Source organism: Synechococcus sp. MIT S9508, assembly GCF_047303045.1.
Taxonomy (GTDB): domain Bacteria; phylum Cyanobacteriota; class Cyanobacteriia; order PCC-6307; family Cyanobiaceae; genus Synechococcus_C.
The window spans coordinates 2,326,003-2,352,787 of sequence record NZ_CP138941.1 but is presented as its reverse complement, the minus strand read 5'-3'; the positions used below and the strand labels follow the sequence as shown (position 1 = coordinate 2,352,787).

The 26,785-nt window shown below is 49.1% G+C and carries 28 protein-coding genes; 18 read left to right on the top strand and 10 right to left on the bottom strand.

Annotated features, from left to right (window positions below):
- Positions 1-162: 162 nt before the first annotated feature.
- The 5 genes from SIB42_RS13095 (at position 163) to SIB42_RS13075 (ending at position 3,124) form a co-directional block, all read left to right on the top strand.
- On the top strand, positions 163-1,071 hold the full coding sequence (locus tag SIB42_RS13095) for an NAD(+) kinase (RefSeq protein ID WP_067094297.1): 909 nt from the start codon (positions 163-165) through the stop codon (positions 1,069-1,071).
- On the top strand, positions 1,068-1,787 hold the full coding sequence (locus SIB42_RS13090) for a response regulator transcription factor (protein WP_082825021.1): 720 nt from the start codon (positions 1,068-1,070) through the stop codon (positions 1,785-1,787). Before SIB42_RS13095 ends, SIB42_RS13090 begins: the two co-directional genes overlap by 4 nt.
- Entirely contained in the window at positions 1,787-2,227 is a 441-nt protein-coding gene (locus SIB42_RS13085) for a DUF192 domain-containing protein (RefSeq protein WP_067094303.1), read from the top strand. Before SIB42_RS13090 ends, SIB42_RS13085 begins: the two co-directional genes overlap by 1 nt.
- 216 nt (positions 2,228-2,443) lie before the next feature.
- On the top strand, positions 2,444-2,791 hold the full coding sequence (locus tag SIB42_RS13080) for a hypothetical protein (protein ID WP_067094305.1): 348 nt from the start codon (positions 2,444-2,446) through the stop codon (positions 2,789-2,791).
- Positions 2,792-2,878: 87 nt separating this feature from the next.
- Complete coding sequence (locus tag SIB42_RS13075) at positions 2,879-3,124, top strand: hypothetical protein (protein ID WP_156485162.1); 246 nt, start codon at positions 2,879-2,881, stop codon at positions 3,122-3,124.
- Positions 3,125-3,441: 317 nt separating this feature from the next.
- On the opposite strand, the gene SIB42_RS13070 is transcribed toward SIB42_RS13075, so the two are convergent.
- Positions 3,442-3,669, bottom strand: coding sequence for a DUF1651 domain-containing protein (locus SIB42_RS13070; protein ID WP_067094314.1), 228 nt, complete (start codon positions 3,667-3,669; stop codon positions 3,442-3,444).
- Positions 3,670-4,312: 643 nt separating this feature from the next.
- Between SIB42_RS13070 and SIB42_RS13065 the strand changes: the two genes are divergently transcribed.
- Positions 4,313-4,711 carry a hypothetical protein gene (locus SIB42_RS13065; RefSeq protein WP_067094317.1) on the top strand — a complete coding sequence of 133 codons (399 nt, stop codon included), beginning with the start codon at positions 4,313-4,315 and terminating at the stop codon, positions 4,709-4,711.
- Between the two features lie 213 nt (positions 4,712-4,924).
- On the opposite strand, the gene SIB42_RS13060 is transcribed toward SIB42_RS13065, so the two are convergent.
- Entirely contained in the window at positions 4,925-5,302 is a 378-nt protein-coding gene (locus SIB42_RS13060; protein ID WP_413328123.1) for a hypothetical protein, read from the bottom strand.
- 700 nt (positions 5,303-6,002) lie between these two features.
- Positions 6,003-6,620: a hypothetical protein gene (locus SIB42_RS13055; RefSeq protein ID WP_067094325.1), complete on the bottom strand. Its 618-nt coding sequence runs from the start codon at positions 6,618-6,620 to the stop codon at positions 6,003-6,005.
- A gap of 118 nt (positions 6,621-6,738) precedes the next feature.
- On the opposite strand from SIB42_RS13055, the gene SIB42_RS13050 reads away from it, so the two are divergent.
- Together SIB42_RS13050 and SIB42_RS13045 are read left to right on the top strand one after the other, a co-directional pair.
- Entirely contained in the window at positions 6,739-7,317 is a 579-nt protein-coding gene (locus SIB42_RS13050; protein WP_067094328.1) for a hypothetical protein, read from the top strand.
- Positions 7,318-7,543: 226 nt separating this feature from the next.
- The gene (locus SIB42_RS13045; protein ID WP_413328120.1) at positions 7,544-7,936 is read left to right on the top strand and encodes a hypothetical protein; all 393 of its coding nucleotides are present in this window, start codon (positions 7,544-7,546) and stop codon (positions 7,934-7,936) included.
- Positions 7,937-8,402: 466 nt separating this feature from the next.
- Here the strand turns inward: SIB42_RS13045 and SIB42_RS13040 are convergent, their stop codons facing one another.
- Positions 8,403-8,675 (bottom strand): DUF3104 domain-containing protein, encoded by a 273-nt coding sequence (locus SIB42_RS13040; RefSeq protein ID WP_067094337.1) that lies wholly within the window; start codon positions 8,673-8,675, stop codon positions 8,403-8,405.
- Between the two features lie 240 nt (positions 8,676-8,915).
- Here SIB42_RS13040 and SIB42_RS13035 point away from each other — a divergent pair, with 240 nt between their 5' ends.
- The 4 genes from SIB42_RS13035 (at position 8,916) to SIB42_RS13020 (ending at position 15,295) form a co-directional block, all read left to right on the top strand.
- Complete coding sequence (locus SIB42_RS13035) at positions 8,916-9,968, top strand: hypothetical protein (RefSeq protein WP_067094340.1); 1,053 nt, start codon at positions 8,916-8,918, stop codon at positions 9,966-9,968.
- A gap of 143 nt (positions 9,969-10,111) precedes the next feature.
- Positions 10,112-11,305 (top strand): tetratricopeptide repeat protein, encoded by a 1,194-nt coding sequence (locus SIB42_RS13030; RefSeq protein ID WP_231856387.1) that lies wholly within the window; start codon positions 10,112-10,114, stop codon positions 11,303-11,305.
- Positions 11,302-13,617: a tetratricopeptide repeat protein gene (locus tag SIB42_RS13025; RefSeq protein WP_067094345.1), complete on the top strand. Its 2,316-nt coding sequence runs from the start codon at positions 11,302-11,304 to the stop codon at positions 13,615-13,617. The genes SIB42_RS13030 and SIB42_RS13025 overlap by 4 nt, the downstream gene beginning before the upstream one ends.
- 508 nt (positions 13,618-14,125) lie before the next feature.
- Positions 14,126-15,295 (top strand): hypothetical protein, encoded by a 1,170-nt coding sequence (locus SIB42_RS13020; protein WP_156485168.1) that lies wholly within the window; start codon positions 14,126-14,128, stop codon positions 15,293-15,295.
- Positions 15,296-15,762: 467 nt separating this feature from the next.
- On the opposite strand, the gene SIB42_RS13015 is transcribed toward SIB42_RS13020, so the two are convergent.
- The 6 genes from SIB42_RS13015 to SIB42_RS12990 form a co-directional block, all read right to left on the bottom strand.
- On the bottom strand, positions 15,763-16,926 hold the full coding sequence (locus tag SIB42_RS13015; protein WP_067094351.1) for a hypothetical protein: 1,164 nt from the start codon (positions 16,924-16,926) through the stop codon (positions 15,763-15,765).
- A 152-nt stretch (positions 16,927-17,078) separates the two neighbouring features.
- Complete coding sequence (locus tag SIB42_RS13010) at positions 17,079-17,459, bottom strand: hypothetical protein (RefSeq protein ID WP_156485169.1); 381 nt, start codon at positions 17,457-17,459, stop codon at positions 17,079-17,081.
- A 139-nt stretch (positions 17,460-17,598) separates the two neighbouring features.
- Positions 17,599-18,030: a hypothetical protein gene (locus tag SIB42_RS13005; RefSeq protein ID WP_067094357.1), complete on the bottom strand. Its 432-nt coding sequence runs from the start codon at positions 18,028-18,030 to the stop codon at positions 17,599-17,601.
- A gap of 87 nt (positions 18,031-18,117) precedes the next feature.
- Positions 18,118-19,290 (bottom strand): hypothetical protein, encoded by a 1,173-nt coding sequence (locus tag SIB42_RS13000; RefSeq protein WP_067094360.1) that lies wholly within the window; start codon positions 19,288-19,290, stop codon positions 18,118-18,120.
- Between the two features lie 76 nt (positions 19,291-19,366).
- Positions 19,367-19,489 carry a hypothetical protein gene (locus tag SIB42_RS12995; RefSeq protein ID WP_255359903.1) on the bottom strand — a complete coding sequence of 41 codons (123 nt, stop codon included), beginning with the start codon at positions 19,487-19,489 and terminating at the stop codon, positions 19,367-19,369.
- A gap of 33 nt (positions 19,490-19,522) precedes the next feature.
- Positions 19,523-20,773 carry a bifunctional cobalt-precorrin-7 (C(5))-methyltransferase/cobalt-precorrin-6B (C(15))-methyltransferase gene (locus tag SIB42_RS12990; protein WP_067094363.1) on the bottom strand — a complete coding sequence of 417 codons (1,251 nt, stop codon included), beginning with the start codon at positions 20,771-20,773 and terminating at the stop codon, positions 19,523-19,525.
- A 708-nt stretch (positions 20,774-21,481) separates the two neighbouring features.
- On the opposite strand from SIB42_RS12990, the gene SIB42_RS12985 reads away from it, so the two are divergent.
- The 6 genes from SIB42_RS12985 (at position 21,482) to SIB42_RS12960 (ending at position 26,779) form a co-directional block, all read left to right on the top strand.
- A complete protein-coding gene (locus tag SIB42_RS12985) occupies positions 21,482-21,658 on the top strand; it encodes a hypothetical protein (RefSeq protein WP_413328115.1) in 177 nt (58 codons plus the stop codon).
- Positions 21,659-21,841: 183 nt separating this feature from the next.
- Positions 21,842-22,906, top strand: a complete 1,065-nt coding sequence (locus SIB42_RS12980; protein WP_067094536.1) for a DUF1254 domain-containing protein — start codon at positions 21,842-21,844, stop codon at positions 22,904-22,906.
- Between the two features lie 244 nt (positions 22,907-23,150).
- Positions 23,151-23,423: a hypothetical protein gene (locus SIB42_RS12975; protein WP_231856388.1), complete on the top strand. Its 273-nt coding sequence runs from the start codon at positions 23,151-23,153 to the stop codon at positions 23,421-23,423.
- A complete protein-coding gene (locus SIB42_RS12970; RefSeq protein WP_413328113.1) occupies positions 23,410-23,682 on the top strand; it encodes a hypothetical protein in 273 nt (90 codons plus the stop codon). Before SIB42_RS12975 ends, SIB42_RS12970 begins: the two co-directional genes overlap by 14 nt.
- A gap of 130 nt (positions 23,683-23,812) precedes the next feature.
- The gene (locus tag SIB42_RS12965; protein ID WP_067094378.1) at positions 23,813-26,311 is read left to right on the top strand and encodes a GH116 family glycosyl hydrolase; all 2,499 of its coding nucleotides are present in this window, start codon (positions 23,813-23,815) and stop codon (positions 26,309-26,311) included.
- A gap of 162 nt (positions 26,312-26,473) precedes the next feature.
- A complete protein-coding gene (locus tag SIB42_RS12960) occupies positions 26,474-26,779 on the top strand; it encodes a hypothetical protein (protein ID WP_156485170.1) in 306 nt (101 codons plus the stop codon).
- The last annotated feature ends 6 nt before the right edge of the window (positions 26,780-26,785 follow it).

Sequence of the window (26,785 nt, the reverse complement as noted above, 5' to 3'; positions counted from 1 at the left end):
TGCTTTAGGTGGTCTCCCTTGCCAAACAGCAGCTTCTGCGCAATGTGAGTGAACCACTCTCAACATCGCGATCCTGTTCCCTCTCTGATCAAAAAGTCTCTGCGTGTGTGTCAGAGCAGGATCCTTCTCATAAAGTGATCACGATGTTGCCTGCTGCGATCGGTGCCCCGTGTCGGACTGATCGTCAATGACGGCAAGCCGCTGGCGGTTGACACCGCGAGCACGATTCAGTCGCGTCTGGAGCGGAGCGGTCACGAGGTCATTCGCGCCAGCAGCTCAGGCGGGATGGTGGGTTTCGCCAATCCTGATCAGCACCTGCGCATGCTTGGGTACAACGCCTGCGTGCCGGAGGGGTTTGATCAATCGATGGTGCTGGCCATCGTGCTGGGTGGCGATGGCACTGTGTTGTCCGCAGCGCGTCAAACCGCTCCTGTGGGAGTGCCGATTCTCACCATCAATACAGGCCATCTCGGCTTCCTAGCCGAGGCCTATCTCGATGATCTGGATCATGCCCTGGAGCAGGTGCTCACCCAGCAGTGGACGATCGAAGAGCGGGCCAATCTGGTGGTGAGTGTGATGCGCGGCGATCAGCGTCGCTGGGAAGCATTGTCACTCAATGAGATGGCGTTGCACCGAGAACCGCTCACAAGCATGTGTCACTTCGAGATCGCCATCGGACGCCATGCTCCGGTGGATATCTCCGCCGATGGGGTGATTCTGTCGACCCCGACGGGTTCCACGGCCTATGCCCTGAGTGCCGGTGGACCGGTGATCACACCGGACTGTCCGGTGCTGCAGCTCACGCCGATCGCTCCCCATTCCCTGGCGTCCAGAGCACTGGTGTTCAGTGACGCTGAGCCAGTCACTGTCTTTCCTGCCACACCGGAACGTCTGATGATGGTGGTGGATGGCTGTGCAGGTTGTTATGTGTGGCCGGAGGATCGCGTGTTGATTCGCCGCAGTGATCATCCCGTTCGCTTTGTGCGTCTCAGGGACCATGAGTTTTTCCAGGTTCTGCGCAACAAGCTGGGCTGGGGGCTGCCCCATGTGGCTAAACCCGACCGGCCATGACCGCTACGTATGGCTCCATGGCAGGCAGCGTTGACGATGCTGTTGTGTTGTTGGTTGGCGGCGAGGCAGCAGCTCTGGCGGAACGTCTGAGGGCTTCGGGATACGCCCCGATCGACTGGACTGGTGGTGAGGACAGCGGTCTGGCTGCTGGCTCCAATCGAGCTCCGGTTGCAGCGATCCTGGCCAGCGACCAGGGATCAACGGTTCTCGAGCTGCGCTCTTGTTTTGGTTCTCTGCCGATTCTGATCGGAGTGAGCGAAGACAGCATTGCCGCCCGAGAGTTGGTGTTGGCTTCTGGTGCAGATGATTTCTGGTTCACCCGCAGTGCACCAAGCGATTTGCTGCAGCGGTTGCGCTTGCATCTCTCGATTCAATCCCGAAGTTCATTAAGACCTCCGCTTCTGCAGCTCGCTGATCTCAGCGTGGATCTCAGTTGCAGGCAGGTGACTCGAGGTGCGCGCTCGCTGCTCCTCACTGCCAGAGAATATGCGCTGTTGGTGCTGCTGATCGAGGAGCGGGGCAGGGTTGTCAGCAGAGAACGCATCCTTCGAGATGTCTGGAAGGATGACCAGGGTTCCTCCAGCAACGTGATCGAGGTGTATGTGCGTTATCTGCGCCAGAAACTCGAGGAAGATGGCGAGCCTCGTTTAATTCATACGATCCGCGGTCGTGGCTATTGCCTCAACGACGGGGTACCGAGCCTGCGGTCGAGTTGATGGACCAGCCACCACTGCCTCCCCAGACCTTGCCGATCGAAGCGCGTTGGTGCCTTGACCAGCATCCTCAGCGTTGTATTGCTCTTGAGGTTGCTGACCAGCCTGATGAGCAGCAGCGGGGCTTGATGCAACGCCCAGCCCTGCCGCCGCTGCGAGGCATGTGGTTTCCGGCCCGACCCTCTCGGCCGATGCGTTTCTGGATGCTGCATACGCTCGCGCCTTTGGACATGCTGTTTATCCGTGACGGCAGGGTGCTCGATATCGCAGCCAATGTGCCGGTATGCGCGGCATTGCCCTGTCCCTCTTACTGGGCTGACGCTGATGCCAATGGCCGCGCTGACTTTGTTGATGGCGTGATTGAGCTTGGTGCGGGAGAAGCTCTGCGCTTAGAGATTCAACCCGGTGATCCAGCCACGATTGAATCAAACGGTGCAAAATAACATCGTGGTTATGAAGTCGACTTTTTAAAGCTGTGCAAAGTGATGAACTATGTATTGCTCTGAATGGTTGATTGATGATTGCTTGGTGAGGGGTTGATGATCTTGCTGATTGTTCTTCGCTCAAGCAGGATTCGATCAATTACCTGTGCTTTCGGTCCTAGATTGTGCGGCCTTGGCCATGTAAGGCTATGTTGAATTGATCAAGAGTCGTATAAAATGATCTCCTGTTATCTGCAGAAACTTGCTGGCCAAATCAGGTCAAAACCCAATGAAGAGTGGCTTCGACTCAAGGATGTGATTGAGTTTGGTGGTGATGCTGGATTAGAAGCTTGGCTCAAGGAAGTCGCATCTCTCGCCTCAGATCTTGAAAGTAATTTTGAATTTGCATCCAAAGGGAAGAAAACTAAGTATTGCCTCAAAAAAGTTCAAGCCCTTGAAGACCGCTATCGAAGACAGGCTGCTGCTTATAAAAAGGCAATCGATGTTGGCCTGATTCGTGACAACAAGTTGCCAAGGCTTTACAGCTCAAATATGGCCTGGCTGATTAATCGTTACGCGCGCTAGCGATGGTGTGATTTGTCGATCGACACCTTGATTGATCGCAATTAAAGGCAGGACTGCTTCATGTGATCTGGTCTGTTGTGATAAATCATGCCAGCGAGGCTTGCCATCCGAGCAAGTATCTGCCAAAGCGACAAAGTTATGACATCTCCTGTGTCATCCTTTTTCTACGAAGCAGATGATCGTTATTGTCGTGAAGTTGAGCAATGGTGGCAAGAAAGGATTCGATATTTGATCAGCAACGGTCAGGCTTATGACGCTGCAGCTCTCTTTGAGGATTTTGAGCTTGAGCGGAAATTGACCATTGTGAAGCCTGAGAGTGATGAAGTCAGGTAACTATTCCATGTTGAATGATTGATGATTCCGATTGAGATCGTTTGCGGGTCAGGGGATCTCTTCTGCTCCGCCATTGCAGAAGTTGACTGATCGGTTCATCAGCTCTGTAGGGCTTTTGCCTTTGTGCCAATCTTTGAGCTGATGGAAGCGATTGTCCACGCAGTTATTCCACACCCTGGCTTGTTGAGTGATTGAGCCCATCTGAAGCAGGAACACGGCGCCACCCAAAGCAGCCAAGGTCTTGAAGACGGGCAGTTGGGGCATGGTCCCTGTCACGATCCCAATTTCCTTGCGTTCCACAGGCGTCCTTCACTGGTTCACCAGGCTGGCTCAGTGGCGGTCCAGCCGTACTCCTTGAGCTGGAACCACAGGACAACAGCGTCTTCGTATCGCATGCTTCGTCGGCTCTTCAGAAGTGCCGCCTCGTCGCCTGGCATGGGTCTGCCGTTGTCAACAACCACTCCTGCGTTGAGTGTCCAGGCCTTTGGGCCTCGGCGAAATCTTGCATGCCAGTATCCCTTTGGGTCCTTCAGCCATCCATCCATCGCTCGACATCGCCAGCACTGAGAACCAAGGCCAGTAGTGCAGGCGCACTATGCCAAGTCGTTGCCTGCTATTCAGGGGTGTAGATGCGCCCTAGGAGGATCCTGGACGCCAATTTGACTCGAAAAGAATCAGTCCAGCGTCCTTTGTCAGCCATCGAGATGACCTCTTTGATGAAATGGGTGTTTGCTTCTCTCTTTGTCATCTCCGTTGCTTCATCTCACATTATTCTTACACGAGGTTCTGTTGCATATTCAAGGGCTAGATCTCAATGTTGTTCTTGTTGTGCTTTAAGGGGGCCTGTGCGGACTCATAGCAATCTTCCAAGGCCACAAAAAGATCCTTGTAGAGGTTAAACAGGGTTCAGAAGTCAAAGAACTTCATCAACTCATCGCCGCTCTTTGATCCATGGAGGTTCTAGTCCTAGTTGGCTGAGCAAGCGATTCACTGAAAAGCTGAGTTGTCTTGTTAGTCCTTGGCTAGCAGCGCAATTCAGCGGATTTCATCCAAAGACTGCCTTGCATGCTCCGTCGTCTTTCAGTATCCACTGCAGCAACGCACGCTGTCCTGGCAGGAGGCTGCGCCTCCCGCTCGGCATTGGACACAAGACGCGCTGTGAAAGGGAGGCTGCACAGATTTTTGCGAATGGCTAAACAGCAAAAACCAGCTCCGAAGTGGTTGGTCTGGGAGAATTATCCAAATGTTCTGAACTATGTCATAGCAATATTGTTCATAGCATTCGCGGTCGTAGCGTTTGTCCCAAATGGTGTTGATTGGAGCTTCATACCTTTTCTAGTTCTTATGGCATTCATCTTTATCAAAAGAGGGATCGATAAAAAAGCATGGGAGTTGGGAGACAAGTTAGTGATGCCTGTCCTTTGTTTCACCTTTGTCGTTGGTTTTATTGATGGGTTGATGACGAATGTTAGCGCTTCAACGCTTTGGTATAATGGAGGATTGGTAGCATTATGCGTCTCGCTAAGTATTAATGAGCTCTGCTTGAAGTCTAGGCCGTCTGCCTTGAAAGGAGAATTGGATCGATAAAGGCATCAAGGATCTGAGAGCGCTTTTGCTCATGAAATTTTGCTTTCGGGTTTCGCCTGCGTATGTCTAGTAGGCGACAATATAAGCTGAATTGTTTTGTGTGAACCAACATTGTAGGGCATTAATTTGTCATGGCGTCTGGTGTAGTCGCTGGCACAATTCAATCTACAGAAGAGCGGCTAGAACATGCCGCAAAAATCCTGGCTTTATGCATCAGCTCTCAGACTCATTCAAAGCCTTCTCAAAAACTGACCCATCCACATCCACGCAATTTCCTTTTATATCAATCTCAGTTAAAATCATTCCAAATGCAATGGCTGAGACCTTGGATCTCAATTTACCTGCTGGTTGAAACTCAAGATTAATCTCTCCATTGGCTTCCAAGGCCTCGTTTTTGTCGAGCATCTTTGCACTTAGGACACCGCCAGAGATGGTTGCTTTATCCCACTTGTGATCTCGTTTACTTGAAGAAGCTTTGTATGACATAAATCGATTGCCATTTTGATCGATTTTTAAGTAAACAGTCTCTGATTTAGTCTCGTTATCATTGAGAGTTTTTCCCGTGCTGATCTCGGTGGAATTAAGCGTCATTTCATTGTCGCATTTTAAATAAATAAACTTATCGGCGAGTACTGGAGACGCTGAAAGGAACAGAGCGCAAAGTGCTAGGAGAGATTTCACGGATAGATGCTTTATCTGCAAACGCTAGCAATATCTCTAATCCGTACCAGAAAGGCTCTGCCTTCCTTTGCAGATAGATGCTGCCACTCTAGGTGCGCTGTTTTCATCCAAAGAATCCCTTGTATTGCACACTCTTGACAAACGTTGTAAGGGCAATGAATTCCTAAAAATAGGGACACATGAAAGGACACACATTAGGGCTCGCCAGGCGACCTCAGCCATGGTCCATCCACATTCATGACCTGAAGAAAGTGCCAATGCATGTCATGTCCCTTCTGGCCATGAACAGAGCAGGTTGACCACCAGGCATCGATGTCCACGACCAACCATCAACCGCCCGCAGAAAGAAGCAGAACAGATCGCGAACGGCACAAACTTGGATCAGCAGGCACGGAAAGGGGCGTGGGGGTATTTCAGCGTCCGTAGAGGTACGTAATATGGGCTCGGAAATTTCTGCTGGAGTTAGGCGGTCAAGGCCACAGCGACGCCAAGACCCTGCAAGTGGTCCATGGCGGTGGGAAGCAGATCGCTGATCTCTGTGCTGAATACGGATGGCTCCATCTGCCACCGATTAACGGCAGGAGATGAAACTCAAGCACTGCTGGCCGAACTACTTTCCGGTGAGACGCCTGAGGTCAACGGGTGAAATAGGAAGCCGTCTCTCCCGCCAAAGAAGATGCTCCCTGATTTCATCGTCGGTGATGTTGTACTTCTCACGCTGCTTATCCTTCTCCCTTTCGTATAGCACTTCAGCGAATTTCTCTTCCGCCTCTTTAACCACATACGTCAGCATGTCATCCGCAAGCTCTCGATAATCATTCTGTGCCCAAAGGGCTTTCACGCTTTCAATATCTGGCTCATTATCAAACTTTGACTCAAGATCCCAAAGCTCAACGGCAAGAAGAACCAGTTTGTCGAGCTCCATTTCACGCTGCATCGATTCCAATGCGGCGTAGAGAAGTGTTCTGGAAAGGGTTGTATCGGTCTCAGCATCAGACGGCAGAAACCTCTCTCCGTAGATACCCCAGAGTCTTTGCTTCTGACACCACTCCTTGACCTCAGCAAGCATCGCGGAGTGCTGCTCGTCGAGCTTCATCGAGATCTGGATGTTCTTCTTCTCCTCGACCTCATGGATTCCGATCACCCCCTTCTCGTCAGCCTTCAAGGGTTCGATGCGGAGGTTTGGCTTCTTCTTCTGAGGCACAGCGGTCTGCTCATCCAGGGTCATCTTACGGCCTTCGGCTTGCCATGACCACATCGCAGTATGTTGTGACTAGTCACCACAAGTTAGTGCTAGCGTTCGCATGTCGAACAGGGGCAACCGTCGCCACTACTTTCAAAAGACCATGACTTCATCTCGAATCTTCAAAGTCAATCGACTGCTGCCTGCACAAAGGGTGGAAGCCGTGGAACGCTCCGGCCAGGACGTGAACCCAGACCTGATCGCCGCAATTCAGCAGTTGGCGGATGCCATCAACGGCGGAAACACTGCTCTGCTTGCTCAGGGCAGAGAGCTGAGGTCAACGCTTGCTCGGATGGATCGCTTCCTGGCAGAACAGAGCAACAGCGTCATCTATTTCGCCATCAAGAAGAAGCAGTTGCTGGCGAAGATCGGTCATACCCACGACTGGGAGCGGCGACGCAAGGAGCACGAGCGGAACGGCTGGGAGATCGTCGCCTTTCAACCGGACACCAAGAAATCAGAGGACCGCTTTAAGGCGGTGCTCAGAAGTCAAGGCATCGACAGCGTCGGAGGGCGGGGGTTCACCGAGGTTTACCCACTGAACGATGCGTTTCTTCAGTGTGCACGCAACTTCCAGTGGCCACTTGGGATTTACACGAGGCCGATGTCCTATCGGAGATCAACAAACATCTCCAGGCCAGGTCCGACCATCTCCCAAGGCCAACTTCCTTGGAGCGCCTGAAGACTGATCAAGCCTCGCGAGAGCCAAGTAATTCAAACCATTCCCCGCCAAGCACGGGGCTTTTCAAATGCCAATAACAATTGAACAGGCAATCATCGATTCGCTCGAAGGCAGGGTGAAAACTCATGAAGGGCGTGGTGTCCTTCTCAACCTGACGATTCCAGACAGGGGGCATGTCGAAGGCCTGGTGTTGCGGAACGATTTCCCCTGCGGTTGTCTTCCCAAGATGATTGGGTCACCAATCGATGTTCTGCTTCAGACCTCGGGGGATCAAGTGGTCTGCATGGTCCTCCCACTGCAGTACCAGGGCAGTAAGGCAACGAGCACGCTTTTAGGCAAGTTGGTTGCTTCCGTTGACAAGGAGGGACAAGTCGATCTGGACAGTCTTCCTATTGCTCGAAGACTGAAGTCAGGTGATAGGCCAGAACCACACCCTCTGGCTGAAAAGCTCGACCGTCTGCTTGAGCAATCTGATTCTGATGAGGACTCAGAGACTCAGACGGCAAAACCCTGGAACCGTCGTGAGTGGGAAGCCGCTCAGATGGAAGAGGCTCAAAGGCAGGCGGCTGAAGACGAGGCCGACGACCCACGACTTTGGGTGGACGACGAAGAGCTCTGAGACTCCATCAGAGGAGTGATCTGGCACTGTTTTCGAGATCTGAGGTCGGAGCAATCCGGCCTCTCTTTTTATTGCCCTGGGAAACTAGCGATCATCAAGGCTTTAAAAACTCGGCCAAAAAGCTGGAGAAAGATCAAGAAAAACACAATATTAGCTAGCAACATTTGCTTATCGTTTTTGCAATATGGAAATTTTATGAACCAATGAGATCTTCTTGAATACCAGTAGTGATCTACTTTCTGGCTAATCCTCAGATTTTCAAAACGGATGAACATCTTTGTTTCCACTCTTTTAGTTCCAACCCTTCCAAGGATCCCGTCTTTCCATTGATATTCATCAATCGGAGCCTGCCCACTCTTAGTACCGGATCTCCATGTTTGAGCTATTGAATACATCTGTGAACTCCAGCCAACCCATTGATTCTCAAATCTAGGGCTCGAGTTGCATTGGTCTTTGTTGATGGCAGTCAGCAACTAGGCAGGATGCGTGACACCAGATCAGCGTTGACCCAGCGGATCACACCTGAATCCACATCAGCGATCTGAAAGAGGTTGTGGACCCTTGGATCACGAGCAGCACCTCCGCAGTGGATCACCTGGCCCATCCACCAATCTTGGTCCTGGCTCTCGCCGGTCAGATAGTCGTGTTTCACAATCACCGTCATCCCTGGTGCCACGCTCAGGAAGACCGGATGTTCTGAGGGGTCCTTTTGGTCGTAGAGCCCGTGATCGACTGACACTCTCTCAATGCTAGAACGCCAGTACTAGCTATGAACGTAAAAAGCGTCTGCCAGAACCGGCGTAGCAAGCAAAGCTGGGCATCCTGCGCTCATAGAGCGTGAATGCTCGCCACGTCACATAGAGGCTTGGTGGTTAAAGACTTGTTTTGAGGTGACGTTATGCAGAAATAGCAGTCAGCTCAAAAAACATTGCGAAGAGGTGTCTCGTTGTCTTATGAAAGAGAAAGAAGAAGCCAATTAATGGGGATCGTTGTTTTTCTGCTGGTTATATTAATTGTCTGCTGTTGCTGGTTTGCAGGTGAGGGGATCCGACTGGATCAGGAACGAGCAGCAAAACAGAAAGCCAAACAAAAGATAGACACAAAAGAATCACAACAGCGCAGAACTGTTATTGATGATGGTCAATCAGTAAATTTGGATGTCAGAACTGAATACATCGAGAGACAGCAAAGACAGCAAAGACAGCAAATTGTTTCAAGACCTGCCACAGAGCAAAGAGCAGAACCAGAGGAGAAAGAGCAGCAATTTGTAGAGGCTCGTGAGAGAAGGTCTTCAACCCCACTTTCACTAAATACTGGAATCAAAGAACTCGACGGCCCTGGCATGTTTCATCGGCTCACTAGCCAGGGTCCAAATGCAAGCGCTGTATATTTGCTTTACTCAAGACAGCACCATGCTTATAAGGTTGGTTACTGCAAACCGACTGGCATAGCTGGCAGAATCCAACAAGTTAGGCAAGAGGTACCCGACATCATATTGGATGGGACAGCAGTATTTACGAGTAGTCAAAATGCGTTTGATGCTGAACAAAAAATATTAGAAAAATACAAAAGTTATAAATACTCGGGAATCAACGGAAGGTGGAGTGGGTCTACTGAATGGATTACTAAACGTCCAACAGGGAAGCCATACTTCACGAAACCCAGTGCTGTTGAATCAAAATATGAACAAGATCTTCAGGCTGAAACAGAGAGACCAATAGAAGCTGATATTTACACCGTGTACCTTATGAAGTCTGTATCTAAAGGTATGCACAAAGTAAGTTGGTGCAAAACCGAGAATATCCCTACCAAGGTCAGGACTGCTCAACGTTCATTTGCTTCGGATGTGAAAGTGGTATCACGATTTCCAATCCAAACACTGCCTAAAGCAAGAGCAATCGCCAAGAAGCTTAATGAAGATGCTGGTACTTTCAGAAAAGAAGGAAGGAAGGAAACCTATGAGTGGACAAATGATGAATCATATTTAAATCAATTCAAGTCATGGAGTCCCGAAGGAAAACAAATTAGCTGATGCATTGGCCTACATATCTCTATGCAGATTCTGCATTCAATAGCATTTCAAATGGCATTTCTCTGTCAGAAACATGAAAAATAAATAAGATTTCTCTGTACAGCTTGCTCTTAAGTAATATGGATCTTGATTCTACTTATATCGTGCCTAATTATACTAATTTAAGGGATCTCTCGGACAAGGACTTTCAGGCCTTATTGAAAGACCTTCCTGAAAATGACAGGGACTTGGCAGTAGAAATAGGGAATCTTAAGTCTGTGAAGGATGTGCCTGATAAGCATTGGGATAGATTTGAAAGATACGTGCTGCACAAAGGCCAAAAGAATTTAAAGACAAGTGAAACTCCAATATTGCTTTGGCCAAAATGGAAGAAGGTAGGATTAATCGCTCTCACAGTATTTTTGGGAATAGCTGCCAACAACTCAAGAAGCTGGTTCTTGATAGTCATTTTCTTGTACTATGCGTTCTTAAGCAGTCAATTAATCATAGATACTTTTAAGAAAAAAGAGGTGATAGGAAGTTCGCCGCAAAAATCAAATAACAAAGAGGATACAAAAGAATATTATGAAATTGGTCTTGAGTATCTGAGAAATGATGACTACCAAAAAGCAATTAGTAATTTCACAAAGGCGATTGTGATAACCCCCGGAGTTTCTGCACTCTATGTCGCGCAAGGTAGTTGCAAGATTTTCTTAGAGGACTACCAAAGTGCAATCGATGATTTCACAAAAGCTATAGAGCTTAGTCCAGAAGATGCCAAACCCTACTACCAGCGAGCACTAGCAAGGCAAGGTCTTGATGGGTGTATTGGGGATGAAGCGGCCAACGATATCAGGCAAGCAGCAGATCTCGGCGACAAAGCAGCGATAGATTGGGTAATTACAAATCTAAAGGGATCGATTAAACGCTGGACCAACAGTCTTATTAGAGCTAAAGAAGGGTTCAATATGGATGAATCAAGTGAGCAGTATAAATACTGGGCATACCAAGATTCTGATGATGAAAATAACGAAGAATGGATTCATAAGTTTCTCGATGTAGCCGCAGAATGTTTCATTAGTTCGCGTCATGAGACACGCGAAGAGTTGGCAAAAACCCAGGTAGCAAAAGTATATTCCGATTTTTATATTTACGTGCTGGACTTCCCGTTCATAGAATCAATGGCCAGCCTTAAAAGATTTGTGCAAACATTAGATATAGATATATACGACAGACTACTATTTCGCCTAGTTGGCTCAAAGTTAAATGATAAGTGGTCCGAGTTTTACAACACGCGACTATACAATTTTTGGGATAAACAAGGGGAAGGCGTAGCCACACTGGAGACAAAGGCATGAGCACTATCCAGAATCAAGCTGATCCAAAGCAAGCCTTGATTGAGTGGTGTGAAAAATATACCTCGATACTGAAAACTGCTGATGTTGACTTAGATAGAGTGAAGCTTGTTGAGGATAACTGGGACACCAGATTTTTGTTCATTGCCACTCATGTCTACATAATGCGTATAAGCAAAGACGGGAATTTCGATAAAGTTTCTCCGCGTTTCTGCCTTCCTCTGTATGCAAATTTAGTATTAAATACTCGCGATATATTGATTAAGCTTGGAGTTGAAAAAGACAAGGCACTTTCTTTTGTGCCCAACCTTCATGTTCGACTATATGACTATTTGATATATATTGTTGGTGCCTTAAATGGTTATCAAGATTCTGATTTGGATCAGGAGCTTATGGCCTCATGGTATTCCACAACTGCTGAAGACTTAGTCGATCACGAAATTTATCTTGACTCTGATCCACAAAATCTGGATCAATTTATAAAGCGCGGTAATGCTCGGCGTGCTTCAGAGGACTATAAAGGTGCTATCGAGGATTACAGCAAAGCCATTGAACTTAATCCAGCGGACTCAACTATTTACGTATACAGAGGTATTTCTCATGAGCTTTTGGAGGACTATGGCTCTGCCAATAAAGACTACACATTAGCCATTTCTTATGACCCAACCAATACACATGCTTTACGGTTTCGAGCTTTTAACAAGCTGACAATGAACGATGATAAAGAAGGTGCCTTAGAGGATTACAATAAAGCAATTTATATTGATCCTAATGACTATGAACTTTACAACCGGAGAGCTGTAGCTCATATGCCTTCCAGGGGAATAGACGATTGCTCAGTATTGGATTGTTCAAATGCCATAAATGACTTTCTTAAAGCTATAGAGCTAGAGCCAGAAAAAGGATCTAGCCTCGGGCTATTGAGTGCTTATGAACGACGTGCTGATCTTTTCTTAAAGGATAATCGCATAATTGAAGCTATCGATGATTACGATAATGCCATCCAAATTTGTGTTTCAAAAAGACTCTTGACCAAGAGAGGTAATGCCAAGCAGTCCATTGGTGAACTTAATGCGGCTTGTCAGGACTGGAGAAATGTGTTGAAAGTCGAGCCTTCAAAACATGAAAGCGACGAAAAAATTAAAGAAGATATTCAACCTGCAATTGATTCACTAAATAAGTATTGTCTTGCCGACATTTTAAGCCTAGAGTCATCCGAACAGAGGGAAATTGCTAACGATCTAAAAATTTGCGGTGACCAGAAAGCTGATTCTGGCGATTTACAGGGTGCGATAGTGGAGTACACTAAATCAATTGATATCGATCCATTATTTTGGCGTGCTTATAACAACAGAGGGAATACATTCGCACGGGCTGGGGACCTAGATGCAGCCTACGCAGACTTTAGTAAGTCAATAGAAATCTGCCCTGTAACTTATTATTCTTACCATAATATGGCCAAATGGAAGCTTCAGGCTGACGAGTATGTTGATGTAATCAAGTATTCAAATATGGCTATAGCTATTGAACCAAATCCGTTTTTAGGCGAGGCGTATTCTTTTCGCGCTCTGGCTAAATCGTATACAGAGGATTTTAAAGGTGGAGAATGCGACATCAGGCGTGCACTCAAAATATGTCCGGACGATCCAAGGTATGTTGCTATGATTTCTTTGATTAAATCATTGCAACATGAGTTTGAGTCTGCTCGCTCTTACTTATTACAGGCATTAGAATTAGACCCGCTTGACATTACAGTTGTAAGAATTGCTGGTCTTGTTGAATGGAATGAAGGGAATGCTGAAGTAGGTCGTTCTTACTGGGAAAAAGGCTTGGCAATGGGCGATCAGCGATGTGATCATCTGTTAAACAGGTATGTAGGAACCATGTCTGACGAAGATCTAAATAGCATGATTGATGATATCGGTGGTAACGACAATCTCCAGACCATGATCGATTGGGCTGAGAAAAATCAGAAAGACACTCACGACGACTTCGTCCAACAATTTTCAGAGGCCGTTGATGGTCGTGACTTGGAACGAACTCGTAACCTGCTACGCCAATTGCAAGTCATGTGCGATGAAGCGGACTGGCGTAGCCCTGAATCAGGCGAAGAAAGACAATTAACCTCGAGAGAGACTAGCCAGTTGATGGATTTAGCCGGAGGCGAGCATGACTACAATGCACTGATTAAATGGGCTTCAATACATTTATCAAAAGATGAAATAAATAATTTCGACAGAATCATTGATAGTGGAAATTACTCGAGAATCAAAATTGAAATTTTAAATTTATTACGCATGAAGAATGACTGCTAGGCTGCCAACGGCGTGGGATCCAATAGCGATAGATCCGAATATCCTTTCCGTTCTTCTTGATATTCGTCACCCCAAACCCAAGCCATCCATCCATTGCGTCTAGCTTCTTCCATCCTGTAATTCCTAGAGGTTCGCAGTCGTGGCATAGGACCATATACATAAGGATTAGAACTAAGCCCAAACTCAAGCCACCAGCCTTGTCCACATAGATGATTGTGAATGTGGGTACAAGTGCCGCAAGGACGTCCGATTGCAGCCTTGGCTGTCTTTGTGTCGATACCAGCCTTAACTGTTGTTGTAGTGCCACACAGCGTGAACTGAATGACTGTCTGTACTCGGTTGTTCATATTGATTTGTATTGCTGTTTTCATTGCTCAATCCTGTTATGACTTGGCTCAATTAATGCCTTGGCAAGATTAAATTTTGAAACTGAAGATTTGATTGTGTTGAGTTCGCTTGACGCTTTTTGCATTTTTAAGTAGTACTATGAATAATGTGATCAAAATCAGTGAAAGCACGAGATCATTTGCTTGCAATATTAAAAGCCGAAGGTGGAAGACTAAGTAATCCAAAGGCCAAATCCCTTTTATCGAAGCGGATTGAAAAGGACTTAAGCAATGAAGAGTATGAAGAAGTAAGAGAGCAACTTATTGGTTTAGGGTTTATAGAAATAGGGAAAGGTAGAGGTGGTTCTATTTTTATTCCGAACAATGATGAATTACGACTAGAAGAGCAAGACTGTCTTACTACCCAAGAAAAGCTAGAAGAATTATTAGTTGCTATAAGAAGAACGCCTGGAGCATTTGCAAAGTTAAACCGCTCAACAATTACGTGCTTGCTCAGCTCAAGCAAAGATAAGCTCTACGCTGGATATGACGCAGAGTCAAAGAGATATTCACTTTCTTACCGAGTTGAAAAAGGGAAGTCTGATCATTCCGAAACAGTAGAAGATATTTTCAAAAAAGTAACTGACGACATTCAAGATAGCAAGCCTGAGATACAACGCACCAAACGAAGCACAACACTTTCAATAGATGATAGTCTCCCAAGGATGAATCTCGTGATGAGGAGGCTATGTGATTTACTTGAGTCTGAGGATTTAGAAAATAGTCTCAAGGCAGATCGATACTGGGGAATAGAACTTGGAGGCGAGGCCAAAGATTCTTACTTAACTGATGTTGCGAAACTAATTTCCTATGCGGCAATTAACGATATTCAATGGCCATTTGGATCTTCATTTAGAAATGCATTTGGTTTTGATGATGTTGATCCTTTTATAACAATTGGTCGTTCGCATAATGCAGTTAAAGCCAATGAGAGTCAGTTACATAGAGAACATGTTGTTCCTGCAGTGAGAATCAAGGAAAAGGCCTATGAAATGGCTTGTGGATATGCTTCAGTTGAAGCTATTGCGGAGTTTCTGCGTTGCCATCTACTGATTGTTTTACTTACTAAAGAAGAAGCTCAATTACTTGATACACGGGTCTCTGATGGTGGAATCAAATTAAAAACATCGATGCCGTTGTATTGGGTTTGGGGTGATGATCCACTTGATCGACTAAAAGATGTGGGAATTAGTATTGAGCTTTATGATGAATACTCACCACGTACCTGGAAACCTTGGAAGCCTAGAAAACGCGACTATGCCAGACATTTTCTTGGCAAACCTTTCTCCTGAGATCCAGAGTTATATACCTGTCTTGCCGAATATAGTTATTAAAAATGTTTATTCACTCCTTCACGTACTCGCTTCGCTCATACGTTCAGTCGTTCAACAAGATATAGATAAATGATCAGTTACTTCAAGATGTCTGTTCACTCATTCACTCACTCGCTACGCTCGTTCGTTCATTCGTTCACCTAGACATAGATAAGTAAAAGTATTGATGTCAGTGGGGAAAGCTCCCATGCTTCGCGTGCTCGCTTTAACGGCACATCATTTCTAAGCGTGATAGAAACTGTGTCTGCATCTTATAAAGTTTAATTCGTTCAGCAGTGTCAACTGATTCACGCAAGAGAGAATCAAAGACTGAAATGCGGTTTATGAGTGAACGGCAAACTAGTTCTCTTGCTCTGTCTAAATGTGGCATTAGTGTTATGTCTGATATTTCCTCTTAGAGTAGGTGGCTGTGTAGTCAAACTCATTCATTGCAATGGTTTGGAGCAGTAAGCATTCCATTGGTCGATATGCTTTTCAGGAAGCAGGCGTAATACATAATCTTGTGCCGACTCACCCTCTTGTCTAAGGACGTCCGATTCAGTTGTTGCTTTTAACTCAATTTCATAGGGTGAGAATGGAGTGCGTAAACTCCAGAAAAGACAGTTGTCATAATCAATCAGCATTTCGTCGCTGCTGTTTTCAAGGAAATCCTGGAATTCTTTTTGCTCTTTCCTTTCTTTGATTATTTCTTTAGCAATTTCCTCAATGATGTCATCGCTTACTCCTTCTGGCATTGAGAGCATCGTACGGAATATCTCACGCTCTAGCTCGTCGATGTGATGTTCATTTGCTTCTTCTTCTGCCTTTTCAATAATTTCTAATTGCTCGATTTGCAGGAGAGCATCTACGGTTTGTAAATCCATCTTTTGCTTTGGCTGTCCATTTACTGTTTGTCCTGTCGACGCAAATTGTGCATAGACATTTCCTAGCCCTTCATCACGTATTAATTCCATCATCCTTCCTCTTTCTGCATATAATCTCTCGTCATTTTCAATACCACGCTTTTGAGCTTCGTCGTATGCCTTGTCGCGGGCCTCTTTTAGCTGGGACACCGCTTCGCTTTGTGACTTGCCTTGATTCTCTCTACTCCAGGTCATCGCTACCTCATCTTTTGGTATGCGTGGAGAGTTTGTTAGCCGGATTATTGATTCGTCTTTAATTCCTTTGGCCAGCCAAATGATTGCTAGGCGAAGAAATTCCTTATCGGAAATCTTTAGTTCTTTAGCGGCTAGGCATGCTTCGTCTTTTTCTGCCTTTGGGAGATTCCATCTTTGCTTCACAGAGCGCGCTGTATGGCCTCTTTCCTTGCTTTCCCGACTGGCTTTGCGAAAAGCCGCTTCATGGGCTTTGGAGGCGCTTCTGGACGCCTCGTACAGCGCTATACGAATGGACTCCCTCTCGCTGCATTGAAAAGAGTTGGTTAAACCCTCAAGCATTTGAACTTCTTGTGCACTTAATAAAGTCTCGACTGCACTGCTGCACTTAACTTTTGATCGTCTAACTGGATGGTCCTCGATTTTAAATAGGTACTTGGCGAATGGGAACCAATCCTTGGTTTTTGTGTTGGTATTGAATTTGTTATTTGGCATGAGTTTGTGATGCTTTTCTAAGGTGTTTATATGCCGCTATAACGGCTTTATGAGTGTGGCGAAGGAGTTTGATGCCTGGCAGCGCCTAAGCGGCACTGGAGGCGATTCTGGATGGGCTGAGAGGTTTGGCAAGTCGAGACAAGCTTTCGCCACTAACGCTCGAACGGTTGGCGATGGAATGGAGTGACATACAAATCAGACTTTGGAGGAACCAGCTCTCCCTTACGCGCTTCCTCTTTGGCTTGCCATCTGTTGACGCCTTCCTTTGCTCTCCTCTCTACGTAGTTATGGCGCTCGTTTTTTGTGTAGTAGGTGGACTCAGCCTTTCTTCTGATGTCACGCAATCCAGAAGCCATTGCGCGCAGCAAGTCCTCCCTTGCCTCTAATTCATCAAGTTGTTGCTTGCTAAGGCTTCTAGCAATAGCTGTCCAATGGTCATCTTCCTCTTCAAAGCAGCGCTCCGAATTCAGATAATCACCTCGTGGATACTCTTGAATAACTTCTTCCAGCCAGTCAACGACTGAAAGGTTCAAGCCTTTCAAGTCTGGCAGTCTAGGAATCGTGAAATCACCTTTTTCTATCCACACAGTACTGATAAGAGTTAATTAAATATACTCTACAGTGTTTTGATTGAATTACGCGACTTAATCTTATTCCAACAAACGCACGCGACTATTTGGCGGTATTGATGAGCGCTTTCATTAATTCTCGTATTGAATCATAGTCCCATGCCATCTGTGCTTTTTTTAGCTCTTCTAGGTATGTGTCATGAAACAGTTTATTATGCTTTGCTGTCCAGTCTAAATGCTCTTGAAGCTTTTCAATGCCGCCGAATTCTTCAATTATCTTGTCCAGTTCGGTATCACCTGTAGAGTTTGTAGAGTCAGCAGGTCTTGAACGGAGTTCATCCATTAAAATGATTAGTTCTTTCAACTGCTCATAATTTTCTTTTGATATTAGAGTCAAAATTGCTTCATGAAAGGATTTAATTACATCTTCAGAAGTATTTTGTTTGTGCCAATTCAATAGCTGATCAAACCATTCTTTGCCTCCGCATTCATCTATTGCTTTTGCGAAAAGCTTTGAGTTTTGAGGATTTGTCATTGATAAAGATTCGAAAATGACTTCAATTTAATCAAGCCTTCTGAAGCTCTGTTTTCAGCTTAGAGCTTACAGTCTCCAGCTCCCAAATTAAGCAACCCAGCCGTCCATCACTTCCCATGCTGCTCTCATTGCTGGTTCAACAGCTTCTCTGCTGAATACGCCATAAGTGCCGACCTGGCCTTTATGGGCATGCCCCAGGATTCGTTCAGCTAATTCAGTAGGTACCTGAGCAACTCTTAGTGCCTCTCTGTACGCATGTCGAAGGCTATGGATGTTGCATTCAGGAGTTATAGATTTGATCTTTCTCCAAGTCGTCGTTGCTCCCGGCATCTCTTTTTGACTTGGCATCACAGGAAGGCACCAATCAGGTAGCAATAGATCCCTGACGCTGTTCCTGTTTTTGAGCCTGAATTTTTTTGGCTCGTCGTACTCGTTGATCAGAAGCCATCTCCCATCAACGTGCTGCTGATACCTGGAGGTGAGCTCGTTCTCTCTCAGGCCTGTGTAGAGGTACATACGAATAAACCAGTTGCCCTGCTCCCACAACGACCTGCATTCCTCTGGTGTTGCGGTCTTATGGCTCTCTCCTGGAGCTGCGATGCACTCCACCTGATCCCAGACATTTACGGCTAGGTGCCCTTTCTTGATGAGTGAGCTAATTACGGCTCGCATCATTCCGTGTCTTTGGGAGATGGTGTTGGCTGATAGCTCCTGATCCTCCAGTCGTTGTACGTACTCCTGTACGTCTCTGACGGTGAAGCTCAAGGGAAGAACGCGGACACCACGACGAGCTATCTCTTGTGCATCCTTTGTCTTTTCAGTAATTGGTCTGCCTCTCTTGGCTCCGATTCTTTTGTTGTGGATCTCGAAAGCCTGTTCCCAGGTCAGTGGCAAAGACCCCTTGCCAGCAATGAACATTGCCAACTCTTCTGACTGTTGATCCTTAAGTTCGCCGGTTTGGCTGCTGTATTCCTTTTTGCCTGTGAGTTCTGCTGCCAACTCCTGAGGATCGAGCACATCATCGTTTTCCTTGTACTCAGTTCTCGTCTGTTGTGCCTGTTCTGGTGTCCACGAGGGCTGAACTCCATTGGCTTTGTCTTTAAGCCGTTGGAACGCCGCAGGCCAAGTCTTTAGCGCTTTGCTGTGGTCTCTTGTTCCTAGTGACTCTCTGTAGGTCTTCCCGTCGTCTGTTCTGTAGACGGCAAACCAGAGTCCGTGTGGTCCGTGAATCTTCCTTGGGCCTATCCGCTGCCTACCCATAAGGACTCAGTTAGGGACACCTTTAGGGACACATGAATCATGTCAGATCAGTGTTACCAAGGCAAGTCGGTGGTTTTCAGCTGAAGAATCCCTTGGATTGCAAAAACAGCCCGACGGCCAGCAGAGGACCGAACCCAGCGATCAGCAGCGTGATTTTCATCCGCAGGGGTGACACCTGCTTCTCCTTCTGCACCGGCATTGATCGAGATCGGAAGAGCCTTGATTCTGCAGGTCAGCCTTGGGCTTTGGTGCCACTGAGAATGAAGACTGGGTTCATCGGCGCTAACCGGGTGCCATCAGCAAGAGGTTGGCCTCGATAGGCCTGTTGCTGACTGATCTGGATCGACCAGCTGGCGTTGTCCAGAAGTGGTCGCAACTCCGCCAGTGCTTCCACGTTGGCCATGGGAATCACCACCACCCCGCCCGGGTTCATGCGATCGATCACAGCCTGGAGCAGCTCAGCTCGTTGCCGACCGCCGCCGCCAAGCAGCACGCGATCAGGTGTCGGCATCTGATCAAGAGCAGACAGGGCTTTGGCTTCGATCACATCTGCGGGCTTCACACCCAAGCGCTTGGCATTGGCTTGAATCAGCGTGCCGCCGCCGCTGCGTTGTTCCACCGCAAACAATTGCAGTTGCGGTCTCAGCCGCAAGGCTTCCAGGCCCACGCTGCCGGTGCCGGCTCCTAGATCCCAAAGAACTCCTTGTTGCGGCAGCCGGAGATCAGCCAACAGCTGGATTCTCACTTCTCGCTTGGTCATCAGCCCAGGACGGTCCTGATGTTGCAGAAACAGGCCGTCGTCCAGTCCGAACAGGGGCAAAAGGTCTTGAATCGGATCGCTGGGAGGCTCCGCCAACAGCACAACCAGGTGCAACGGATTGAGATCTGTGGGCACCGGCTCGGCTGAACTCAGGCATTGGACGCGCTCATCACCATGGCCCAGTGCTTCAAAGAGCCAGAGCGCATAACTGGCCTCCAGCCCGCTGCTTCTGAGGATGCCTCGTACGTCGTCGACGCCGCCGCGGCTGGGATCCGTGATTACAGCCAGGGCTGATGGGCGTTGCTGCAGCCGTTGGATCAGTGGAGCTGAATCGCGCCCATGCAGGCTGATCCATTCTGCGTTCTGCCAGGGCCTACCCAGCCGTGCAAAAGCCATTTGCAGTGAAGAAGGGCCGGGATGAAAGCGCAGACTCTCTCGCCCCAGGCGTTCGATCAGGACCCTGCCGATGCCGAACCAGAGCGGATCGCCACTGGCAAGCACCACGCCCCGTTGGTTGGAGTTTAGATCGGTCAGGCTCTTGCAGAGGCTGATCGGATCGTCGCTGTTGATGCACCTTGTTGAGCAGCGACCCTCAAGCCACTGCTGCAGTGCCGGTTGCATCCTTTGCGGTGCAGCGACTAGATCGGCTTGTCGCACCAAGCCCTGGAGGGCTTCAGGGAGCGAGGCAGGGGCACCGGCGTCGGTGCCGATCACATCAATCATGGTGTCATTCTCACTCCAGCACCAAGCTCTGGCCTAGGGGAGCGTCACAGGCCCCAGTCTTTGAGATCATTTCGCTGCGATCTGTCTGGTCCGTGTGATCTCTAGATGTTGTTCTGTTATCTCTTGGTCTCCAGAACCACGAATCCGATCGTCAAAACAGCGTATTGCGGATGATTTTTATGGTTTAGGGGAGCAAATACTCAATCACTTCTCCCAGATACATTTTGGGCTTCTAGGCAGCAACAATTGATCAGGGTTGACACAAAGTTGCCTGCATCATCTTCCCAGATTTTGTGGCGCAATGGATCTGAGATTAATTCAATTCCTGTCTGAATGTCGCGATGAAGAGCATGAAGCGATTGATCGTTGGTTGTCGCATGCTTTTCAGCCCGTTTCAACGACAATGGCAGCAGTGATCAGTGTTGCAAGGGGGACGACACGGCTGGCGGAGTTTCTGGGGACGACGGAATCTGCTGCCCGTCGTGCTTGATCTTTGATTATGTGATGAATGAAAGTTGATGACTTGATAGTTGTTTGCTGAGCCACGCCTCTAGAGGTTAATTGTGGCTCTATTCTTTGCATCAATCACTACTCGCGATCGATACATCCAACTTGGGGGTAATGCCCTGAATCCTTAAGATCATCATTTGCGATGGATCTCGAATGACCACGAGTCGGGTCGATCGGATTTCCAGCGTTCACTGGTGGTTGCCTCACAAGGATATTGGAGTGATGTTGAGACAAGCTCACTCCACGTTTAGTGATGATTTTCAGGGTGAAGAAATTCAAGACATGATGGAACAGTGGGTTGATAATGTCTGCCGACTGTCGGAAAGAGATATGCGTGATCTTCTCAGCCTGGTGAAAGAGTTCTCTCTGGATTAAAAGGGATTTGTTGTGATTCAGGTTTGTCGTTCAATCAGAAGGAACAAAACGTTTGATGACTTCTCAAGTGAGGCCTTGTATGGCCGGGTCTGCACGGCATTGCTAGTCAGTCCTTAGTTCATACATCGACGGTCTGTGAATAAGTCATTGCGCCAGGGTGCCTCTCTTCTTTTTGCTTCAGCGATGGGATGCGCTGCCTTGACGGGTCTCAACGGCAGAGCCGACACTTTCAGGCTGGCATCGAGTGGCCAGAGCTGCCCGCAAGAGGCGATTGAACATACCGCCACGGCGGTCACACCAGTTACCAAGACCAACTATTCCTTGGCGGAAACTGAAGTGATCCTTGCTGACTACGTGCGCAAGATTGCCAAAGGCACCTGTAGTGATGGCGTGGGTGTTTTCCTTCACCAAAAGACTGCCATGGACCCTAAAGAGCGGTCCATCTTGCGCCCGAATTTCGACACGCTGTATTCCTTTGCGGTGCTGGATCTCAACAGTCCGGCCACTGTGGTGTTACCCGACACCGATCGCTATCAGATTCTCGAGGTCGTTGACGATGAGCACTGGATCCCACTCGTGAGTGACAAGCCTGGGAGCTATACCCTCACCAAAGACTCCATGGGCAGTCGTTATGTGTTTGCTTTCGTGAGGACTCAGGTGAACATGCAGGATCCTGAGGATCTCAAGCAAGCAGCTGCTGTTCAGGATCAGATCAAGCTTGAGCAGAGCGAGAAGGGCTCTTTTGTTGTGCGGCACAAGTACGACATGAAACAAATTCTGGCGTTGCGTGCTGACTACAACGCGCGACGGCAGCCTGAGGGGATCACCTCGGAAATGGCTTTTGGCAAGAAAGGCCAAATCAGCTCTGAGATGCGCAACTTCGGAGTTGCCATTGGCTGGGGCGGCCTCCCCAAGGAAGGCGCTGTTTATCCATTCCCCAAGGTTGTTGACTCAACTGATCCACAGACATTGACCCTGACAGATGTTCCGATTGATCCAAGAGCTTTTTGGTCAGTGACTGTTTACGATAAGGATGGTTTTGCAATAGGTGAAAGTTACAATATTAATAGTGCTTTTGCTAAGAAAAATGAGCAAGGAGACTATGTGATCCATCTCGGTGGCGATAAAGATCAGGATAATTATCTCGATATTTATCCGGGCTGGAATGCCGCAATTCGCATCTATTCACCCACCAAGGCTTACTTTGATGGCTCGTGGACTTCTCCTCAATTTCAACCGGCAAAGTGATTGGCGTCGCAGGAGTTTGGGTTAGGTCTCTCTCTCAAACCTCACGCTGTTTCGTCTGAGTTGGCTCCGGATTGTTCTCGGTTGAAATCAGTGGATTGAACGCATGTGGGTGATGTCCGCACGCGTTTATGTGGCTGTGAGTAATCGCAGTTTGCAAGCGGTTGAAAAGCGGCGGAGATCTGCCTGATCGGGATCAGCTCGGCTGTTCAGAGGTACCTTGGCGCTATTGAATCGTCCTTCTGTTGTGCTCCGCCCCGTCGTTGTTGCGTTGGTGCTTTTGCTCTCGTCTGCCGGTTCTGTTCATGCCCTGGAGGACTGCAGCCTGATCAAGAGGCTGATGAATACACTCGGTGCCTCAATGGCCCGCAATCGGATCTTGATTGCTTCCTCGCAACAGACGGGTGACAACAAAGCCCAGGCCGAGCAAGCGAGTGAATTGCTGTCACGTCAGACCAGCAATTACAGGGATTTAAGGGAGGACTATGAACGCAACCGGTGTGGACGTGACTGGGAATGATGCACAGGCAGAGCGCCGTCAGCGACTGCATGAGCTGCTGCTTGCTCTGATCGCTCGCCAGGAGGACCTTGAGCTGATGGATGCCGACGGACCCTCCGGCTTCACCAGCTCTGGCGCGGGTGAGGGCCCAGCGGAAGCAGCACGCTGGTTGGACCGTAACCGGCGTGTGCTGCAGCACTATCAATCACTGGTGCGCACGGCAGTGACGTTGGATGCCCTGTTGGACGCCGAGCAGGTTCTGCCCTCCAGGGAGATTTAGATCTCTGTTCAGGGATGTTGAAACAGACCGGTTCAGCGTGATCACTGCTGTCGCTATTCCGGCATGTTCCCTCTGGTGATGAGCACAGACCGTTCAGGTCTGGCAGGCTGGGTCGACTCTCTGCCTCTGCATGGCTCGGTTTGGACTGACTGCTCTGCGTTCACTGCTGCGCCGTAGTCCCCGTTCTGAAGCCTGGTGTGCTCCGCAGGCCAGCTGGAGCAGGCCCTTTGGGCTGAACTGGGATCAGCCCTACACGGTCCGTTATGCCAGCAATCTCGACGACGGTCCCAATCACGGCATGCCGCTGGGTGGCTTCGGGGCTGGCTGCATCGGCCGGGCTCCCGATGGCAATATCAACCTCTGGCATCTCGATGGCGGTGAGCACTGGTTCGGCGTGCTTCCCGACTGTCAGTTCGCTTTGTTTGAAGACAACGGCAGCAGCCGGCGCGCACATGCCCTTGCGGTGAAGCCGCAGGCTGATGCCTCCAGACCTGAGGCGGCTGATCCACTTCAGGCCTGGGACTGGTACCCCGCAAGCACGCAGGAGCGCAGCACGGGAACCTACGCCGCCCGCTATCCGCTCAGTTGGACGCAGTACGACGGCGTTTATGACGCCGATGTGCATTGTGAAGCCTTCAGCCCGATTCTTCCTGGCGATTACCAGCGCACCAGCTACCCCGTGGCGGTGTTCGTTTGGACCTTGCGCAACCCCACCAAGCAGCCGCTCGATCTTTCGCTGATGCTGAGCTGGCGCAACAGCTGCGGTTGGTTCACCAACACCGATGCCTCGGCTGAAGTGCATTTCCGCGATGACGGCAGCCCTGAGCACAACTACGCCCCGGCGATCGGTCGTACAGAGGGGCAGCGCAACCGCTATGTCGATGACGGCACGCTGCGGGGGCTGCTGCTTGAGGGCAATGTCTCTGCTCCGATTGCTGAAGGCGATGGGCAGTGGTGCATTGCAACAGTCGAGCAACCTGGCGTGAGCATTCAACGCTGCAGCCGCTGGAACCCTGCAGGTGATGGCAGTGAGCTGTGGAGAAGCTTCAGCGATGATGGCTCGATCCCCAACAGCAATAATGATCGGCACAGTGGCAGCCATGATCCACTCAGTGCGGCCCTGGCGGTACGGTGTCAGTTAGCTCCCGGGGAGAACATCGAGATCCCCATGGTGATCAGCTGGGATCTACCGGTCACGGCCTTTGCGACCGGCAGTCAAGCTCTGCGCCGGTACACCGATTTCTTTGGCACTGGTGGCAACCAGGCCGCGGCGATTGCTGCCGAAGCGCTGCGCGACTGGAAGCAGTGGAGGGATCAGATACTCGCCTGGCAGCAGCCGGTGCTACAGCGCGGTGAGTTGCCGGAACCGTTGAGGATGGCGCTGTTCAATGAGCTCTACGATCTCTGCAGTGGTGGAAGCCTCTGGAGTGCGGCATCACCGGAGGATCCCTACGGTCGTTTCGGCGTACTCGAGTGCCTCGACTACGCCTGGTATGAAAGCCTCGATGTACGCCTCTATGGCTCCTTTGCCTTGCTGCAGCTGTGGCCGGAGCTGGACAAATCGGTGTTGCGCAGCTTCGCGCGTGCCATCCCTGCGGCCGATGCAACTCAGCGACCGATTGGTTGGTATTTCACCCAGGGCAAGGGCCGGGTGGAAGCTGATCGCAAGGTGAAGGGCGCAACCCCGCATGATCTCGGCGCTCCCAATGAGCAGCCCTGGGATGCCACCAACTACACCGCCTACCAAGACTGCAACCTCTGGAAGGATCTCGGCAGCGATTTCGTGTTGCAGGTGTGGCGCACCTACAAGCTGGCCCCCAGCGGCGAAGATCTGAGTTTTCTGGCGGAGTGCTGGCCAGCTGCCGTTGAAGCGCTGCGCCACCTGAAAACCTTTGATGTGAATAATGATGGTCTGCCGGATAACGGCGGAGCGCCGGATCAGACCTTCGACGATTGGCCTTTGAAAGGTGTGAGTGCCTATTGCGGTGCACTCTGGATCGCTGCCTTGGAGGCGGCGTTGGCGATCGCCCAGACGCTGCAGCTCAAAACCGGATTGGAGACCTTCTCCGAGCAGCACGAGTTCGGCTGCTGGTTGGAGCAATCACGCAGCAATTTCGACAAGCTGCTTTGGAACGGCGAGTTTTACGACATCGATGCCGAGAGTGGCACGCCGGTTGTGATGGCGGATCAGCTCTGCGGTGATTTCTATGCCCGCTTGCTCGGGCTGGAGCCTGTGGTGAGCGAAGCAAAAAGCCGCAGCACCCTCAAAGCGGTGAAAGACGCCTGCTTTGAAAAATTCGAAGGCGGAACGTTGGGTATGGCTAATGGTCTGCGCCGTGATGGCACACCACTGGACCCCAATGGCACCCATCCGCTGGAGGTGTGGACTGGCATCAACTTCGGCATCGCCAGCTATTTCCAGCTGATGGGCGAAGCGCATACAGCGGAAGCAATTTGCTCAGCGGTGGTGAACCAGGTGTATTCGGGTGGGTTGCAGTTCCGCACGCCCGAAGCGATCACTGCTGTGAACACCTTCCGCGCTTGCCATTACCTCAGGGCGATGGCGATCTGGGGGCTCTGGGCGACCCAAACTAATTGGGAATTGATTCCCGGTTCAGAAAGAACCTAGATGGTGGAAGTGATATTGGTGAAAGGACTGATCTAGTGCTTCGTTTCTCAATATCTTATTGTTCGATTAGGTATCGCCACGTGGTGATGCCAAAAGTGCGAACTGAAGCTTGATCCGTACTCAGATAATTTTCTGCGGACAGCTCTTGGCTCTAAATTTGCCTTGCCAATTTCCTACAACAATGGCAACCTATTTACCCCTTCGGTGCGCATTGCTTGGCTGGCAGATTGGGATACCGGTAATGGCGATGTTTCATACAAGCGTGCCAATGCAAAGACCCCAGTTATCACAAAAATTCCATCGAATCAGGAGATGGAGAAAGGAATGTTGTTTGAGGGAGGAGTTCATTATTCCATTTTCAGCAGTGAATCATCCTCCTGGATGCTGTATGTCAAAGGAGGAGCCAAGATTTGGTTCAATAAATCACCGGATTGGCGCGCCAGTGGAGGAGTGACTTTCCGCTTCTGACTCAAG

Excerpts from the sequence above, each read along its gene's own strand:
- SIB42_RS13090 (WP_082825021.1), top strand. The coding sequence starts at position 1,068 with ATGACCGCTACGTATGGCTCCATGGCAGGCAGCGTTGACGATGCTGTT.
- SIB42_RS13085 (WP_067094303.1), top strand. The coding sequence starts at position 1,787 with ATGGACCAGCCACCACTGCCTCCCCAGACCTTGCCGATCGAAGCGCGT.
- SIB42_RS13080 (WP_067094305.1), top strand. The coding sequence starts at position 2,444 with ATGATCTCCTGTTATCTGCAGAAACTTGCTGGCCAAATCAGGTCAAAA.
- SIB42_RS13075 (WP_156485162.1), top strand. The coding sequence starts at position 2,879 with ATGCCAGCGAGGCTTGCCATCCGAGCAAGTATCTGCCAAAGCGACAAA.
- SIB42_RS13070 (WP_067094314.1), bottom strand. The coding sequence starts at position 3,669 with ATGGATGGATGGCTGAAGGACCCAAAGGGATACTGGCATGCAAGATTT.
- SIB42_RS13065 (WP_067094317.1), top strand. The coding sequence starts at position 4,313 with ATGGCTAAACAGCAAAAACCAGCTCCGAAGTGGTTGGTCTGGGAGAAT.
- SIB42_RS13060 (WP_413328123.1), bottom strand. The coding sequence starts at position 5,302 with ATGACGCTTAATTCCACCGAGATCAGCACGGGAAAAACTCTCAATGAT.
- SIB42_RS13055 (WP_067094325.1), bottom strand. The coding sequence starts at position 6,620 with ATGACCCTGGATGAGCAGACCGCTGTGCCTCAGAAGAAGAAGCCAAAC.
- SIB42_RS13050 (WP_067094328.1), top strand. The coding sequence starts at position 6,739 with ATGACTTCATCTCGAATCTTCAAAGTCAATCGACTGCTGCCTGCACAA.
- SIB42_RS13045 (WP_413328120.1), top strand. The coding sequence starts at position 7,544 with ATGATTGGGTCACCAATCGATGTTCTGCTTCAGACCTCGGGGGATCAA.
- SIB42_RS13035 (WP_067094340.1), top strand. The coding sequence starts at position 8,916 with ATGGGGATCGTTGTTTTTCTGCTGGTTATATTAATTGTCTGCTGTTGC.
- SIB42_RS13025 (WP_067094345.1), top strand. The coding sequence starts at position 11,302 with ATGAGCACTATCCAGAATCAAGCTGATCCAAAGCAAGCCTTGATTGAG.
- SIB42_RS13015 (WP_067094351.1), bottom strand. The coding sequence starts at position 16,926 with ATGCCAAATAACAAATTCAATACCAACACAAAAACCAAGGATTGGTTC.
- SIB42_RS13005 (WP_067094357.1), bottom strand. The coding sequence starts at position 18,030 with ATGACAAATCCTCAAAACTCAAAGCTTTTCGCAAAAGCAATAGATGAA.
- SIB42_RS13000 (WP_067094360.1), bottom strand. The coding sequence starts at position 19,290 with ATGGGTAGGCAGCGGATAGGCCCAAGGAAGATTCACGGACCACACGGA.
- SIB42_RS12995 (WP_255359903.1), bottom strand. The coding sequence starts at position 19,489 with ATGCCGGTGCAGAAGGAGAAGCAGGTGTCACCCCTGCGGATGAAAATC.
- SIB42_RS12990 (WP_067094363.1), bottom strand. The coding sequence starts at position 20,773 with ATGATTGATGTGATCGGCACCGACGCCGGTGCCCCTGCCTCGCTCCCT.
- SIB42_RS12980 (WP_067094536.1), top strand. The coding sequence starts at position 21,842 with ATGGGATGCGCTGCCTTGACGGGTCTCAACGGCAGAGCCGACACTTTC.
- SIB42_RS12965 (WP_067094378.1), top strand. The coding sequence starts at position 23,813 with ATGGCTCGGTTTGGACTGACTGCTCTGCGTTCACTGCTGCGCCGTAGT.